Raw genomic sequence first — 16,343 nt, forward strand, 5'->3', positions numbered from 1 at the left:
AGTCACTCCGGTTTTTCCGTAACGGAAGGCATTAGTATTACCACTTCAGTCCCGCCGCCGTCCCGGGAACGGATGGTAACGGAAGATGTATTGCCGAAATAAACGGAAAGACGTTCTTCTACATTGCGTATACCGTACCCGCCTGTATCCTTCCGGCGCGAGCTTCTCCAATCCTCGGTAATTCCGTTGCCGTCATCCGTAATTCTTATAAGCAGATTTCCGTCATCCGCCTGCGCCTCGACTCGGATTGCGCCCCGTTGAAGACCGTGAAAGCCGTGAATAATACTGTTTTCAACAAAAGGCTGCAGCGTGAGCTTAGGCACATACAATGTACCGGCCGCATCGGGAATGTCCATCTCATATGTCAAGCCTTCTCCCCAGCGGATTCGTTGAATTTCCAAATAACATTTCAAATACTCGGCCTCGTTCTTTAGCGTAATGAACCGCTCTCCATTCGAAAGCCCGAGGCGCAGCATACGGCCCACCAGCTCGAGTATACGGCTGATCCGTTCTTGTCCCGCGTCGACTGCCATCCAGTTCAATTGATCGAGCGTATTGTATAGAAAATGCGGATTAATGTTTGCTTGCAGCGCGCTGATTTCGGCTTCCCGCTTTTGCCGATATTCTTCTTTAAGAGATTCATACAGCTCGGATATCCGTTCGGTCAGCCTTCGAAAGCCGTTGAACAGGGCTCCAAACTCGTTGCGGTAATCGTCAGGCAAATGAATCGGTGGTTTTCCGACGGAAAAAGCATTCATCGCAGTGAGCAAGTCACTAACCGGGCGGGTAAAATGTTTGGAAAACAAAAGGGTAAAAATAACGGATAACATGATGGCCGCAGCCCCAATGGCAAGAAGCGTCTTAGCGAGTTGAACGCTGCCCGCCGTGATCCGCGACCACGGCGTCGCCTCGATCAACAGCCACCCCGAACCGAGCGTCTGACTCCAAACGACGAAATACTCTTCCCGCCCATTAACTCCTGTGTATTCCGCGCGCGCGAAGCCGTTCGTTCCCTTAATGCTCTCCAAGATAGTACTGATTTGCGCAGGCGAAAGCTCGTCGCCGACCGCGATCTTCTTGCGCCCGCCGCCGTCCAGCACAACCCGGCTGGCGTCCGCCAACTCCTGGCCGCTCTTCATAATGGCCTCAATGACTGGAGTTTTCGCATGGAACACAAGAAGGCCTACATAATTCCCGCTGTTGGAATACACCTTTCTTGCGAAGCTGACGACTTCCTTATCGCCCCGCCAAGTGGCGATTTTATGCGAAGCGATCCAGACCGAATCGGCCAGCTCCAATTGCTTCGCCCAAGACTGCCGATGTAAGACGGAGGGACCGAAAAAATGCACGCTGGACACCTTCGTGCTTCGAACGTTTTCTTCCGATGAGAAATAAAACTCAATGGACTCGATCGCCGGCGAGCTGTATGTGAGTTGGGCTAAATATTCCTCAAACTTTTCCATCCGTTGGAAGCGGTCATACTCCGTCCCCCCGAGATTCGGATATTGGGATGCTATGTTTCGGGCAGCCGTTAACGACTGCTGTTCGATGCCGTCCATTAGCAAGGATAACTGTTTATTAATTTGGTTTAGGAGCGCTTGCTGATACCTGGATGTGCTCGATGCCATTTCATTTTCCGAAATCGTATATCCGACCCATACAACCGTAGTTAACAGAACGATAATGAAGCCGGCCGAGAAACCGAACAGCACACGGTCAATCCGGTAACGTTTAAATAAATTCAATGCCCTGCATCACCCGATTCATTTCATCCTTTAATGCCCGTGGTGGCAATTCCCTCTACGAAGTGGCGTTGAGCCGCCAAAAATACAATGACCGCGGGAACGATGGAAAGAAGAGACATCGCAAGCAGCTGTCCCCACGACATCGCGCTTTGCGTATCGATAAACAACCGCAATGCCAGCTGCACTGTATACTTCTCTATGGAATTAATATATATCAATTGTCCGAAAAAGTCGTCCCAATTCCAGAGAAAACAATAGATTGCAACAGTTACCAGCGCCGGTTTGGTCAACGGAAGCACGATGCGCAAGTAGATGCCGAATTGGGTGCAGCCGTCCATCTTTGCCGACTCGTCCAATTCCTTCGGTATCCCTCTCATAAATTGCACGAGAAGAAAGATGAAGAAAGAGCCGCCGATCCCGCCGGCTACAGCATGCGGTACGATAAACGGCAAATAACTGTCCACCCATCCGAAAGAGTGAAACATGGAATATTGCGGAACAAGCGTCACTTGACTGGGCAGCATGAGCGTGACAAGGACGATCGAAAACCAGAAATTCCGCAGCGGAAAGTCTAGGCGAGCGAAGCCGTATGCGACCAAGCTGCACGAAATGACCGTCGTGAACAGCACTCCGAGTATCAGTTCAAACGAATTCAAATAAAAGTGGGAAAAATCGTAATTCGGTATTGCGAACCAACCATCCGAAAAATTGCTCCATTGAGGTGCTGCCGGAAATATGCTTGGCGAGCTGAGTTCTTCCGTCTTCTTAAGCGATGCGCCGGCCCACCATACGACGGGATAAATCATCACTAAGCTGAATGAAAGCAAGAGCAAGTGCCTTAACACATTGCGGTTGACGGCTTGACGGTTCATGCGGCTTTCCTCCTTTCTTGCTCATAAAATACCCAATATTTTGAAGAAAGAAAGATGAGCGCGGTCGCCGCTGCGATGACTGCAAGCAAGATCCAGGCCAGCGCTGAGGCGTAGCCCATCTGCAATCTTCCGAAAGCCCGGTCATACAAGTAAAGCGCATACATATAAGTCGAATGAACGGGGCCGCCTTCGGTGATGATAAACGCTTGGGTGAACATCTGGAACGATCCGATCGTCTGCAGCACGAAATTGAAGAGGACGATCGGAGACAGCAGCGGTAAAGTGATTTTAATAAACTGCCTGATCTTCGACGCCCCGTCTACGGATGAAGCTTCATAATAATCCCTTGGAATTTGTTTCAATCCCGCAAGGAAAATGACCATTGAAGATCCGAACTGCCATACCACAAGCAATACAAGTGTGCTTAACGCCGTTCGCGGATCGTTGATCCAGTTCATTCCTTCGATCCCGAAAACGGACAAAAATTTATTGATAAAACCGTCTTGACTCCAGATGTTTCGCCAAAGAACGGAAACGGCCAGGCTCGCTCCGATCAGCGACGGAAAATAAATAAGCAGCCGGTAAGCGCTAAGCCCGCGAATTTCTTTGTTTAATATGACCGCTACCGCAAGAGCGAAGATGAGCTTTAGCGGAACCGAGAAGACTACAAACCAAAGTGTGACTGAAAGCGATTGCGAAAATGTGCGGTCATTGAACATAATGCGTTCGAAATTGGATAATCCGACCCACTCGGGAGATTCCAGCAAAGAATAATTTGTGAACGAGTAATATACAGACAACACCATCGGCCAAAGCGTAAGCCCTAGAAAACCGATCAGCCAAGGGGAGATGAATAAATATCCGGTTACCGGGTGCTCCCATCGTTTTATTTTCGGACGCGTCATGTGCGTCAACCTCCTCCATTCGGCTTTCTCTTACCTCATTTCATTGTAGGTCTTATTCCCGAGGCTTGAAATAATAAGGATGAACAATCTCTTTCAATAATTTCAGAAGTTTTTGCGCCAGATTAAACCTCTTTCAATGCCTTCAAAAAAGCATTTACGGGTATCTTGAGATCAAAATTATAACGGGACTTTGCCCTCTAATTTACGTGTGCGCACTCTCCCCTTGATTCAGAAATTGACCCTCTGTCCCGAACCTGCTCCCCATCTTCCCGTTTCGTATCCGCATACGTTCTCTTCGATGGCTTTGCCGTATTCTAATCCGAAGGGATCGTGCTTATAAGAAAATGGTCTTGAACAAATCAGTTTATCTGAACTATAGGGATAGTAAGCGCAAGGGAGTTCAGAATACAGCAGTCATTAAGAGAACCCCCTAGGGCATTTTGGGGTACTCACGCAATTTCTCGTGAAAGCGCCCCTCCCACTCCGAAATATTATAAATTCAAAAAAGCCGCATCTATTGATGCGGCATGCGGCCAGCTTTTGCTTTCAATTTGTTGCTAACCGTATAACGTTTCGCGGTTCAATTCGGCTAGAGCCAATCGCAACGAATCCGCTTCGCCGGGCAATAGATCCAGTTGCGGAGCCCGCATCGAACCGGCGTCAACGCCTCTAAGACGCAGCGCTTCTTTAAAATAAGCCATGTTGCTTCCGCTTTTCAGCGTTTCGCAATAACGGACCGCAATTCGCTGCAATCGTCTCGCTTCTTCGATCCGGTTCTGCTGATATGCTTCGTACACGGCGACGAACGGTTCGGGATATACGCAGGAAACGCCAGAGATCACTCCGTCGCATCCCATTGCAAGCGCCGCGAGCAGAAGCCGGTCGGATCCCTGCATAACAGAGAACGTTCCGTTATTAATGTTTAAATACTCGTTAGTTCTTAGGAAGTCGGGATAGCTGTATTTGATCCCCACCACATTCGGGCAGCGGTCCGCAACGCGCTGCGCGACGTCCGCCTTCAGATCGTTCGCGGCGCATTGCGGAATGTTATACAAATAGACCGGAAAGTTGTCCGGGACGCTGTTGGCGACCGTCACGAAAAACTCCTCCAGCTCCCGGTCGTTTGCCCCAAGGAATATCGGAGTAACGACACCGATCCCGTCCGCGCCGATCGTATGCGCATGCTTCGCCAACTCGATTGTATCCTGCAGTGTCGTTGCTCCCGCGTGGATAAACACCGTCACTCTGCCGCCCGCTTGCTTGACGACCGTTTCCGCCACCGCTTTTCGTTCCGCAACGGAAAGCCGGATCATCTCGCCGGTCGTTCCGAGCGGATAAAGGCAATGAACTCCTTTGGAGATTAAAAAATCCGTCAACTTTCCGACTTGGTTCAAGTTGACCTCCCCTTCTCTCGTAAAGGGGGTCACCATCGCGGTGGTAATGCCGTATAGACGTTTCATCGAAGCGCTCCTTCTGATGTTTGCTTAACGATAATCGATTACCGGAGTAAATGGGCGGGCTCTTTGCCCGAGAACACATTCAATAATGCTTCTGCCGTTGCAATACCGACTCGGCGGTATGTTTCTTCCGTCTCTGCGGCCGTATGCGGCGTTGAAACGAGTTGATCGATTTGAAACAGCGGGTTGTCACTCGAAACAGGCTCCTGTTCATACACGTCTATCGCTGCACCGGCAATTTGGCGAGTCTGCAAAGCAAAGGCCAACGCCTTCTCGTCCACCAATGCGCCTCTCGCCGTATTAATGAAATGGGCGGTCGGTTTCATCATCTCGAACTGGCGAAAGTTCATCATATGCCGCGTTTCCGGCATGCTTGGCAGATGCATGCTGACGACGTCGCTTTGCGTCAGCACCTCGTCGGAGGTTGCCAGCTTGACTCCTGACTCTCTCGCCTTCCCTTCATCCGGATATTTGTCATACGCGATGATGTTTACATCGAAGCCTTGAAGCTTCTTTGCAACCATGCGCGCTATATTGCCGAAACCGAGCAATCCGACGGTTCTTCCGGCAAGCTCGGTTCCCACACGGCGGTCCCAGTATCCCCGCCTGGCCGATTGATGCAAGGCGGGAATGCTGCGCATCGAGCATAAAATCAATCCGACCGTCAACTCCGCTACCGCGTTCGCATTTCCCCCGGGCACATTGCTTACTTGGATGCCGTATTGCTTCGCTTTCTCCAAATCGATATTATCGACTCCTACGCCGAATCTGGCAATCGCTTTAAGTTTCGGAGCCAGCTTGAACACGGCTTCATCCCACGTATCGACGCCCGCGATGACGCCGTCAACATCTCCGACAAGCGGAACGAGCTCTTCGAACGTATGGGGACGTCCGACTTGGTTTTCGACAATGACGCAACCGGCTTCTTCCAACAGCCGCTTCCCTTCCGCGCAAAGCGCCGAGAAATTCGTAGCCGTCACAAGCACTTTCTTTGACCCTGACATTCCTACTTGACTCCTCCCACGGTCATTCCGCTGACCATATATTTCGAAGTAAACAGATACATGATGACGACAGGTATGGAAGCGATGATGGAGCCTCCCATCAACGGACCCCATGCGAACACATCGCCCACAATCATATCGGCCAGACCGAGCGTAATCGTTTTGTCAGCGCTCTTGGATACTACGACCAACGCATACAAGTACTCGCTCCAACAAAGGGTGAACGCGAAGATGAACGTGGCGGCGATTCCCGGAGCGGATAACGGGAAAATAATGCTTGTCAACGTTCGTATACGGCTGCAGCCGTCAATCATCGCCGCTTCTTCAATTTCGTCGGGAATCGATTTGAAGTACGAGATCAGCATCCATGTCGCGTATGGAATCGTAATGGTCGGATAAATAAGTATCAGACCGTAGATCGAGTCGTTCAGACCGATGCTTGAAACCAACATGTAAAGCGGAATGAACAAGACCGCACGCGGCATGAGATAGGCATACAAGATGCCGCTCGATATGATTCTCTTCCCCCGAAACTTGAGCTTGGATATGGCATATGCGGCCAACACGCTAAAGAGAATGGAGAATAATGCTACGATCAATGAAACGACCAGGCTGTTCTTGACGTTCGCCAGAAAATTTTTCTCCGCAACCAGTTTCACATATGCGGACCAAGTGAACTGTTCCGGCCAAAACGTCGGTACCATATTGTATATTTCGCTTTGCGGTTTAAATGAGGTATTGAACATCCAATACAACGGAAACAAAGCGAATATGAGCAAAAGGGCAAGTGCGGCGTAAGTTATAATTTGGCGGCTCAGTGATTTTTGATCCATGCGTACACCTCACTTACTTGTCCGAAAGCGATCGCTTTGTGACGAAATTGATTAACAAAATAAGCGGCGGCAAGGTCAAAATCGCTATGGCGATCGCTTTGCCCAAACTCATGTTCAAGAAACCGATCGTATAGCTGAGCGTGGATAAAACTTGGGTGCCGTTGGAAGGACCCCCGCGCGTAAGAAGCCAAATGATTTCAAAGTCGTTCAATGTCCAGATCGTCGTCATTACGGCCGCCAATACGGTAACTTCTTTTACCGACGGCAGAGTCATATAGAAAAACCGTTTGACCGCACCCGCCCCATCCAACATGGCCGCTTCATACATTTCCTTGGAGACCGTTTGCAAACCGGCCAATATGGCAATGCCCATGAACGGGATCCCTCTCCAGACATTGACCAATATGACCGAAAACATGGCCAAGTCGGGAGTCGCCAACCATCCGACCGGTTGGCCGATAGCTCCGATTTTCATGAGCAGGAAGTTCAGTACCCCGCCGACATCGGAATAGATCCATTGCCAAGTAAACACCGAGACGATCGTCGGGATCGTCCAAGGGAGAAACAGCAGTACGCGGAACAGGTTGCGAAACACGATTTTTTCATTCAGAACGAGCGCCATCACCATGCCGAATACGGTTTTGGCTATCACGGCAACAAGCGTAAATACGGCAGTGTTCCAAACCGCTTTCCAGAACAGCGAGTCTCTGAATAACTCGATATAATTCGTTAAACCGTGAAAGACGGCAGGCGCGCCGACGACCTTGTTTGTAAAGCTCAGATAAAGCGCCCAACCGAACGGCACTACCATTACCGCCAGTAAATATATGATTACCGGGCTCATCAAGGCATAGGCCAAACTATTGTCCATATTCGTTCTCAAGGTGCATCCCGCCTTACATAGCCGGCTACGGACCGTGTTATGACGATCCACAGCCGCATAATGCATTACTTTTTGTAAACTTCTTCAATTTTGGCCTGCAGATCTTGAATTGCCGTTTCCGGCGTATAGTTCGGTTCCAGCAACAGCTTCTGGAAGGTGTCGTTGACAATGCGAAGGTTAAATACCTCTCCCGCTTTCGGATTGTATTCGCCCGGGTAGCCCAAGAAATTAAAGCCCTCCACGGAATCGACGAACGCTTTGTTTTTCTCATCCTGCCAAACCGGTTCGTTCTTCAAGCCGGTGAGCACAGGTCCGGTTAAAGGCGCTCCCTTCTCAATCCATGTCTTGTACCAATCGGTTTGAAGCATGTAAGCGATGAATTGCTTCGCAAGCTCTTTGTTTTTCGAATCTTTGAAGATGCCGAGATTGTTGCTGATGCCCGGGACGAAGGTGCCCTTCGGACCGGCCGGGTACGGCGCGACTCCCGTCTTTTCGTAAAGATCCGGATTATCGTTCTTAATCGTTGCCAACACGCTGCCGACGTTGAAAATCATGGCGGCTTGGCCGCTCAAGTATGCCTTGTTGTTGCCGCTGTCGTCCCACCCGAGCGCGCTTGGCGGCGTGCTTTTATCGGTAAGGAACAAATCGCGGATAAACTTCGCGGCTTCTACCGTTTCCGGTGAGTTGACGATTACGGTCTTCCCGTCCTTCGTATCCACCGAGCCGCCGTAGGACCAAATAATTCCGCGAGTCAGAAACTCGGCGTCCGAGTTGCCTTTGCCGTAACCAAGCCCAGCGCCGTATACGCCTTTGCCCGGATCGGTGAGCGCCTTCGCCATCGTCCGAAACTCATCCCATGTTTTAGGCGGTGCGTCGAACCCCGCCGCCTCAAGCATATCTTTCCGGTAGTACAGCACTTGACTTTCCGTCCAGAACGGCACCGCATAATAATTGCCTTCGAACGCGATCGCCTTTTTCACGTTGTCTTGAATGCCGCCGTTTGCTTGCTCGATGGTCTGGATAACGTCGTTTACATTTTCAAGTACGCCCTGTTCGTAAAACTGTCCGACTTCCTGATAACCGAAGTAGGAAACGTCCGGAGTCGTTTTCGATTCGATCGCGGCGCTCCATTTCGGATAAAAATCCTCGTAAGCGATCAGTTCGATGTTTACGTCGACGTTGTTCTCTTCTCCGAACTGCTTCGCCCTCTCTTGAATCAAATTGTTCTGATCTTCAAACAATTGCTTTTTCATCCAGAACGTAAGAGTCTTTCTCTCACCGCTTGGTTCTGTCGAATCCGACTCCCCGGGGTTGCTGCTGCTGCCGGCGTTGGCGCAGCCTGCTGAAATCGCTGCAATAATGGCGAGTGTCGTCACTCCCGCAATCCATTTTTTCATCCAATGCAATCCTCCCTGTTAAATCAAAATGTTCTTGGCTTACGGTGTCGAAAAGGGACCGTGCCGCCTTGGACCTTATGATAAATCGGCAATGAAACCGGTGAAAATGGCGAGTATTTAATCCGGATGGCAATATATTAACAAGATGAATTGTGCTCGGAAGCCGAAGCGTCCAATTTGATCCGGTATTCTTGAGGAGTCAATGCGTAATATTTCTTGAACACCTTGATAAAATAATTCGGATTTTGATATCCCAAGCGAAGGGAGATTTCATAGTTTTTCAATGAAGGGTCCGCGAGCAGCGCCGCCGCGAGCTCCATCTTTAGCCTCAGCACATAGTCGCTCAAGTTTTCGCCAGTTTCAAGTTTGAATAAGCGCGATACGTGAACCGGGTGAATCCGCATTTTATCTGCAATCGTCTGGAGTGAAACGTCTTGCAGGAGGTGATCTTGTATGAAGCGTTTGATTTTAGCCACGACTTCCTCACGATCGTTGCGCGGTTCCATCTCAACGCTTTGTTGAAGCAGGTCGTACGACTGGAACACCCAACTTTCCAATGCCCCTATGGAACGACTGGGTGCGAGACCCGCCGTCGCCGATAAACCCGGGCCGATCAACTCGGTCAACGACCGCCCGTGTTTATGCGAGAAAGAGCTGTAGGACGAATAAACATAAAAGTACGCCTCGGTCAGATGCTCTTGTGAATTCGACCAATGCTGCCTCAGTTCGTTGCAGATGCCCGACAGTTTATCATGGGCTTGTTCCCAGTTCCCCGACTCCAGAAGGTGAATAAGCATCGGTGGCTCGTACAGTCTCTGCAAGGAGTGAACGGGCGATTGTTCCGAATCCTCGGTCGCACAAATAAACAGTCCGCTCTGATTCCCGACTCTTTTGCGCAGCAGCAGCAAATTTTCGTCATAAAGGCTTCTGATGTCATGCGGGAAGCTTCCCCACTTGCTTATCAGAATCGAAACGGAGCCTTTCAAGTACCGTTTCACGTTCAACTGCAGTTGAGTGGCGAACGATTGGAGCTGTCGGGAAGCTTCTTCAAGGTTGCATTCTTTTAACTCCGATGAGAGAGTAACGGCATATATTAAATATCCGTGCACATCCTTACAGTTCCATAGCCGGAATGAGCCTTCGCACAATTCTTGCGCCATATTCCCTATCGCGTATTCCATCAATGACAAATTGTAAAAATCCAGCTCGGATAACCGGCCTTCCATACGAAGCGTGACCAATGCCAACGGCTCCCCCGTTTGCAGATGAAGCCGCAATGAATCGAGTTTTTCGGAAAGCTGACCGGGTAAAAACTTCATCCCTTGGATTAATCCGTTCAGCAATTCGGCTCGAATCTTAGGAAGGTGTTCTTGGTAAGTTTTCACGAGGCGCTCATAGGATTGATTTTCATTCCGTTCCTTCCGAAGCGCTTGCACCGCATTGCCTGCCGTTGTCAACACATCTTCGTCGCTGACAGGTTTAAGCAAATACTCGAACGCTTCTTGAGCTATCGCTTTCTGGGCATAGGCGAACTCGGCGTGACCCGACAGCAGAATGCACTTGATTCTTTTCCAGCTTTTGCGGATTCGGGCGATCAACTCGAGGCCGCTGATTCCGGGCATCCGAATGTCCGTAATGACAATATCGATCGTGTTTGTATTTAATATTTCGAGCGCTTCGTACCCGGAATACGCTTTATAAACATTCGTAATGCCGACGGCTGTCCAATCGATGGTGTCCGCCAAACTGTCAACGACGCTGTCTTCGTCATCGACGATCAATAACTGAATCGAATTTGCGTCCATGATTCATTCCTCCCAGATCACTTCAACGCGGAAACCGTCATATGGAGATTTTGAAAAATTTAAGCCGGACTTCCCTTCGTACTGATGTACCAGACGCTGATGAATGTTCCATAGTCCGCAACCGGTTTCTTCTTGAAGCGGAATACTGATTTGTTTTTTTATTTGTTCAAGGCGCTCCTCCGTAATCCCCGGTCCGTTATCGTCAACAACGATGCGGTAATAGCCGTCGCCCCGTTCTCCTTTGATCAGGATCACTCCGAATTGAAGGCTCGGCTCCACGCCGTGGATGACGGCATTTTCCACGATCGGCTGAATGAGCAAACGGGGAATTTCGATCTCCATCATCTCTTCGGGAATGTCGATTTCAAACCTGAACCGTTGGATGCGCAATTGCTGGATGTTCAAATAGTTGCGTATAAGCTTGACTTCCTCCCGGATCGTAGACGTCGTCTTCTCGGACCGTGTCGTATACCTGTAATATTCGCCAAGGTTTAAAGCCATCGCCGTCACGGCTTCCTTATCGCCCAAGTTCGCCATGTTTTTGATATAAAACATGCAGTTGTAAAGAAAATGAGGATTGATCTGCGATTGAAGCTGCTTTAATGTCGCTTCCTTCGACCGCAGCGTTTCTTTGTACACTTTGTCGATCAGTTCCTCGATTTTTTCGGCCATTTGGTTAAAGCTTGAGATGAGGAAATCGAACTCGTTGTTTGCTTTTTTATTGATTCTGGTGGAATACTGGCCGTCCCGTATTCGTTGAACCCCTCTGATAAGAAGGTGTATCGGTATTTGGACGTTTCTGTACAACAGCAGCGTGGCTAATATGCTTAGCGCCATCAATAGAGCGATTGATGAATAAAATAGATTTCTGCTCGTAACGATAGGAGTGAAAATCGATTGTATCGGCATAATGTCAATCAAATACCAACCGAGGCTTGAGGAGAGAATGTAATTGACAATGTATTTCTCGCCGTCAATCGTGATCGTCGAACTGCCGGTATGGGCCAGATTCATGGAGTCCAACACTTCGGAGGTTTTATTGACAAGCGTGCGGTCCGCCGTGTAGCTTACGATCGGATCCATGCCCGACTTGTACAGGAAAGGTTCCCTTTGGTTCCTCTGTTTGAATAAGCTCAACATATTTCGAAGATTGTCTTCCGTAAAACGGACCTCTACCAACAAATTCGGTATATCCGAACGTCTTACTTGCGAGAATAGATTTTGTTTTATGCCGAAGCTGACCGCTGTGCGCTGCGTCCATTGCCCGGTCGGGGAATGTGTGATGTTGTCGTCGTAATGAACCGAATAGTCGGTGGAAATCACTTCTTTGGAGTCCAGCAAGTATAAGATGATTTGGTTGTTCCATGCGCTGGTCGTCGTCTGCATGTTCAACATTTCGTAAATTCGCAGTTGTCTCTGGAGCTGCGTGATTTCATCGCCCGAATCTCTTCCGTTCAAATATTCCCGAAGACTGAAGTCTCTGCCGGCCGTCACCGAAAATTTCGTCAACTGTTCGATCATTAATTCCATCTGGCTCATAAAAAAAGAAAGCCGGTTTATGTTGCTTTCTTCCACCGTCTGCCGCACCACATTCACACTGACTTGATAAGAGTAACCGTACAATGCGACAATCGGTAGAAGAAGCGAGATTACAAGGATAATGATTTTCCCGAAAGTATTCGTTTTCAACGCCGCACCTCCGTCGTTTCTAAACAACATTGTATAGTCTATGGTAGTAGCCGGAGCAGGCTTGTATAGGGTATTTATTTAACCGGAGAGCATTCTTTTAACATTTGAATCATTTTACCATTCAATTTCTTATCCAGCGTTTGATAATTTCTGACATCCGGAACATACAAAAAAAACGTCATGGACATCGAGAAGCGACATCCATGACGTTTGACCGGTTACCGGCTAGTTTTGGCTGCGAACGGCCAAGATCGATCCTTTGTTCATTTTGACCCTGTAAGCGCCTTGCTGCGTACACTCTTTGACCTCGAAATCGCCTGAGATCGAATAACGGTGAACATATTCAGGCAGTTGAACCGTAAGTTCCGTCTCGCGATCCGCATAAATATCCGCCGCTAAACGGCTGCTGTCGAGATCCCATTGCAACGATAAGCTTCCCGTGTGAAACCGCCAATCCGCGAAGCTGCCTCTTCTCCATTTCGACGGGAGCGCAGGCAGCAGTTTTATCAATTTAGGCGACACGTACAGCAGCATTTCCTGCACGGCGTTCACCCAGCCCATATTGGCATCGAGCTGAATCGGCGCCGCCGGCATATTCATGCAGACGCCCATATTGCGCCAATCGTTATGCAATGTAAAGAGATTGGGCAGCAGACAGGAGCGCGACAATATGTCAAGACATTCCAATGCGCTGTCGCCGTCTCCCAACCGGGCATAAATCGATGCCATATGAGCAAGCGACCAGCCGCTTTGGGCTCCCAATTTCCGTAACCGGACGGCGGTTTCGAACGAACGGAACAGTTCGGGCTGCTCCTCCCGGTTCACTTCATGACCCGGGAATACCGGATACAGATGCGAGAGGTGACGGTGGCCGTACCGGTCGTCGAAGTCCGGATGCATCCACTCCCGCACCGCGTCGTCTTCATTCTGCTCATAAGGAGGGATTCGCATCAGCATGCGCTTCCACTTCTCCGCATCCTGCGGATCGCCTCCGGCGACCGGGCTCGCATCGATCAGCGATGTCAGCAATTGCTTCAGTATCGCGAAATCCATCGTTGCGTTGATGGCCGTCGGCATCGGATGGGCCAGCGGTTTCCCGTCCTTGGGCATAAAATTTTCCGGCGTATTTTCCGGGGAAACGGACGGATAAATTTTGTAATAGCCGCCCTCCCCTTCGACCAGAAAATCTTCGTAGAACGCAATTGCCTCTCTCATGAAAGGCCACGCTGTCTCCTTCAAGAAACGCTCGTCGCCGGTATACGAGTAGTGCTCGTAGAAATGGCTTGCGAGCCAGCCAGCCGCGCCAGTCCAATTCATGATGACGGGAACGATTTGGTTCGGCGTTCCGATACCGGGCGTGGAGCCCGCCGGAACATAGATGCCTCCGCAGCCGTACAGCTTGCGGGCGTTGTCGCGGAAATCGTCCATCAAGCTTTCGTAATAGCGAAACAACGAACCGGTCAGCTCTTCCAAACCGCCGACATGGGCATGCCAATACATCATCTGGACGTTCTCGTTGGCCATATTGTGGCACCAAACCAACCGATAATCGCCGCCCCACAGCCCGTACAAACCGAATGGCTGGTTGTTCGGACCGGTGCCGCTAATGAACAAATATCTGCCGTACGCCCACATCATCCTTACGAGTTCTGTCGGAGCTTCCCCTTCATACGCTTCTAACAGAAGCTGCTCGTTTGGCCGATCCTCATCTGCGGAGCGGTCGCCGTCGGGTTCGATTTCAAGCGATGCGGAGCGAAGCAGCGTCCGATGCAGAGCGGTATGCCGTACCAGCAGCTCTTGGTAATCCATTCGAATGCCGGACAACTCGTCCTTCAGCCGGTCCCATTCCCGAACACGATCGCTGCCGGATACGAACACTTTTACTATTGCAAGCGCGCGGTCCGCTCCTTCAAATCGAAGGCCATCCGGTTCGTTCGTTATTCGGCCTCCATCCGGAACGAGCCGCAGCACGGCGCCAAAATCCGTCCCGTCGTCGTTGCGGCCGGCGTACATTACAAACTCGCCGTCGGACCGGACAGCAACGGACTGCTCCAGCTCCTTATAGGCCGGCTCATCCTGCAGCCTGTCGCTCGGATGCATTCGGAGTCCGATTTCCCCGTTGACGGCTGCCGGCGTATCGGCTTCAATGCTATAGACGATACAATCGTCGGCGCGCGATACAAACAACGTTCGGGCATACTTTCGGGTGCCGTCGCTCCAGCTTACCGTCACCTCTCCTGTTTCCATGTTCAGCGACCGCTCGTACTGCCGGAAAGCTCTCTCGCACGGCATCGTCAGCCGTATGGCCGCAAGAGGGAACCGCGACGCCAACCGCGTCTCGTAGCCGCGCTGTTTCAAGGTGTTCGTAAGATGCCAACTCGCCTCCAAATATCGCCGTTCGTCCATCAGCTTCCTTGTTTCCTCCAGCGTGAAACTGACGTCCGGCAGCCGGTCCTTCCGGCCCCAGTGCCATAGATCCGCGTGATTGACGATAACGGTTTCTTCTTGAACGGCGCCGAACACGGAGGCGCCGATTGTGCCGTTCCCGGAGGGCAGCGCTTCGCGCCACATATTTTTCCACCAGGCAGCCGGATATTTCAAACGCATCTTCATCCCAGTTTCTCCATCTCCATGCCGGCCAGAAGAAACGGCGCGACGCCCATAAGCGCGTCGCTGACGACCTGCTCGCTCAAGTAGTATTCATAGGAACCGTCGCGGTACTTGCCTATGCCTCCCAATCCGGCTCCGTGGCAAATCCGGTGAAGATGGACACCGTCATCATCCTCGGTGACGAAGTGCTTCAGTATTCCGGCGAACGAATGCCGCACGACCGACCGGTCAAGCTCATTCACGTAATTGAGCCGAATCCCCTTGGCGAGCGCATACGTCAGCATGCACGAGGCGGATGCTTCCAGGTAGTTGCCTTCGCGCCCGTTTTCATCCATGACCTGAAACCACAGGCCGCTCTCTTGTTCCTGAGCGTGCTTGATCGCGTGGGCCATCCGGTGAAACAAGCCCATGATCTGTCCGCGCTTCGGATGATCGACCGGGAAGTGTTCAAGGGCATCGACGACCGCCATAGCGTACCAGCCCATCGCCCGTCCCCAGACGTGGAGCGACTTCCCCGTCGTATTGTCGCACCAGCGCTGCTCGCGGCTTTCGTCCCACGCATGATGCAGCAGACCGGTTTTCGGGTTCCGCGTCATGCGCTCGATCAGCAATATTTGGTTCGCGACGTCATCGAAGAAACGGGGCTCATCGAACGTCTTCGCGTATTCCGCGAGGAACGGGGACGACATGTACACTCCGTCGAGCCACATCTGGAATGGGTAAATCTTTTTGTGCCAGAAACCGCCTTCGCTCGTTCTCGGCTGCCCGATGAGCTGCGTGACAAGCCGTTGAATCGCCATTTCGTATTTCGGCTCCCCGGTCCGCTTCCAGAGCGAAAACAAGTTTTTCCCTTGATTGATTTGATCCAAATTGTAGTCTTCTAAGATATACGTATGAATCGAGCCGTCATCTCGAATAAACAAATCCATGTGGTGCTTGGCCGTTTCATAATAACTTGAATCGCCGGTGTGCTCCGACAGTCTCGCCAACGCCATAAGAGCCATGCCGGACACGTACCCCCATCCGTTAGCCATCTTCGGATGTTTGCCGTCGACGCACTGAGAGAGAATCGTGTCACCGATTTTCACGCACCAACTGCCTTGCCTTTCCGCCGATTTCGCCACCTTCATCCGTCTCCTCCTT

12 protein-coding genes are annotated in these 16,343 nt (G+C 50.8%); all 12 read right to left on the reverse strand.

Annotation, left to right across the window (positions count from 1 at the left end; genetic code table 11):
* Positions 1-2: 2 nt before the first annotated feature.
* Complete coding sequence (locus JET16_RS02410; protein WP_199613988.1) at positions 3-1,745, reverse strand: cache domain-containing sensor histidine kinase; 1,743 nt, start codon at positions 1,743-1,745, stop codon at positions 3-5.
* 23 nt (positions 1,746-1,768) lie between these two features.
* On the reverse strand, positions 1,769-2,617 hold the full coding sequence (locus JET16_RS02415; RefSeq protein WP_199613989.1) for a carbohydrate ABC transporter permease: 849 nt from the start codon (positions 2,615-2,617) through the stop codon (positions 1,769-1,771).
* Positions 2,614-3,522 (reverse strand): carbohydrate ABC transporter permease, encoded by a 909-nt coding sequence (locus JET16_RS02420; RefSeq protein WP_199613990.1) that lies wholly within the window; start codon positions 3,520-3,522, stop codon positions 2,614-2,616. Before JET16_RS02420 ends, JET16_RS02415 begins: the two co-directional genes overlap by 4 nt.
* Positions 3,523-4,079: 557 nt before the next feature.
* Positions 4,080-4,982: a dihydrodipicolinate synthase family protein gene (locus tag JET16_RS02425; RefSeq protein WP_199613991.1), complete on the reverse strand. Its 903-nt coding sequence runs from the start codon at positions 4,980-4,982 to the stop codon at positions 4,080-4,082.
* A gap of 38 nt (positions 4,983-5,020) precedes the next feature.
* On the reverse strand, positions 5,021-5,983 hold the full coding sequence (locus tag JET16_RS02430; protein ID WP_199613992.1) for a phosphoglycerate dehydrogenase: 963 nt from the start codon (positions 5,981-5,983) through the stop codon (positions 5,021-5,023).
* Between the two features lie 2 nt (positions 5,984-5,985).
* Positions 5,986-6,816 (reverse strand): carbohydrate ABC transporter permease, encoded by an 831-nt coding sequence (locus JET16_RS02435; RefSeq protein ID WP_199613993.1) that lies wholly within the window; start codon positions 6,814-6,816, stop codon positions 5,986-5,988.
* Positions 6,817-6,829: 13 nt separating this feature from the next.
* Positions 6,830-7,699 (reverse strand): carbohydrate ABC transporter permease, encoded by an 870-nt coding sequence (locus JET16_RS02440; protein WP_233530941.1) that lies wholly within the window; start codon positions 7,697-7,699, stop codon positions 6,830-6,832.
* A gap of 65 nt (positions 7,700-7,764) precedes the next feature.
* Positions 7,765-9,096: an ABC transporter substrate-binding protein gene (locus tag JET16_RS02445; protein ID WP_199613994.1), complete on the reverse strand. Its 1,332-nt coding sequence runs from the start codon at positions 9,094-9,096 to the stop codon at positions 7,765-7,767.
* Between the two features lie 137 nt (positions 9,097-9,233).
* Positions 9,234-10,901: a response regulator transcription factor gene (locus JET16_RS02450; protein ID WP_199613995.1), complete on the reverse strand. Its 1,668-nt coding sequence runs from the start codon at positions 10,899-10,901 to the stop codon at positions 9,234-9,236.
* A gap of 3 nt (positions 10,902-10,904) precedes the next feature.
* Positions 10,905-12,590 carry a sensor histidine kinase gene (locus tag JET16_RS02455; protein WP_233530942.1) on the reverse strand — a complete coding sequence of 562 codons (1,686 nt, stop codon included), beginning with the start codon at positions 12,588-12,590 and terminating at the stop codon, positions 10,905-10,907.
* 225 nt (positions 12,591-12,815) lie between these two features.
* On the reverse strand, positions 12,816-15,203 hold the full coding sequence (locus tag JET16_RS02460; RefSeq protein ID WP_199613997.1) for a glycosyl hydrolase family 95 catalytic domain-containing protein: 2,388 nt from the start codon (positions 15,201-15,203) through the stop codon (positions 12,816-12,818).
* Positions 15,200-16,330, reverse strand: a complete 1,131-nt coding sequence (locus tag JET16_RS02465) for a glycoside hydrolase family 88/105 protein (RefSeq protein WP_199613998.1) — start codon at positions 16,328-16,330, stop codon at positions 15,200-15,202. Before JET16_RS02465 ends, JET16_RS02460 begins: the two co-directional genes overlap by 4 nt.
* Positions 16,331-16,343 lie beyond the last annotated feature (13 nt).

The organism is Paenibacillus alkalitolerans (assembly GCF_016482785.1).
Classification (GTDB): Bacteria; Bacillota; Bacilli; order Paenibacillales; family YIM-B00363; genus Paenibacillus_AE; species Paenibacillus_AE alkalitolerans.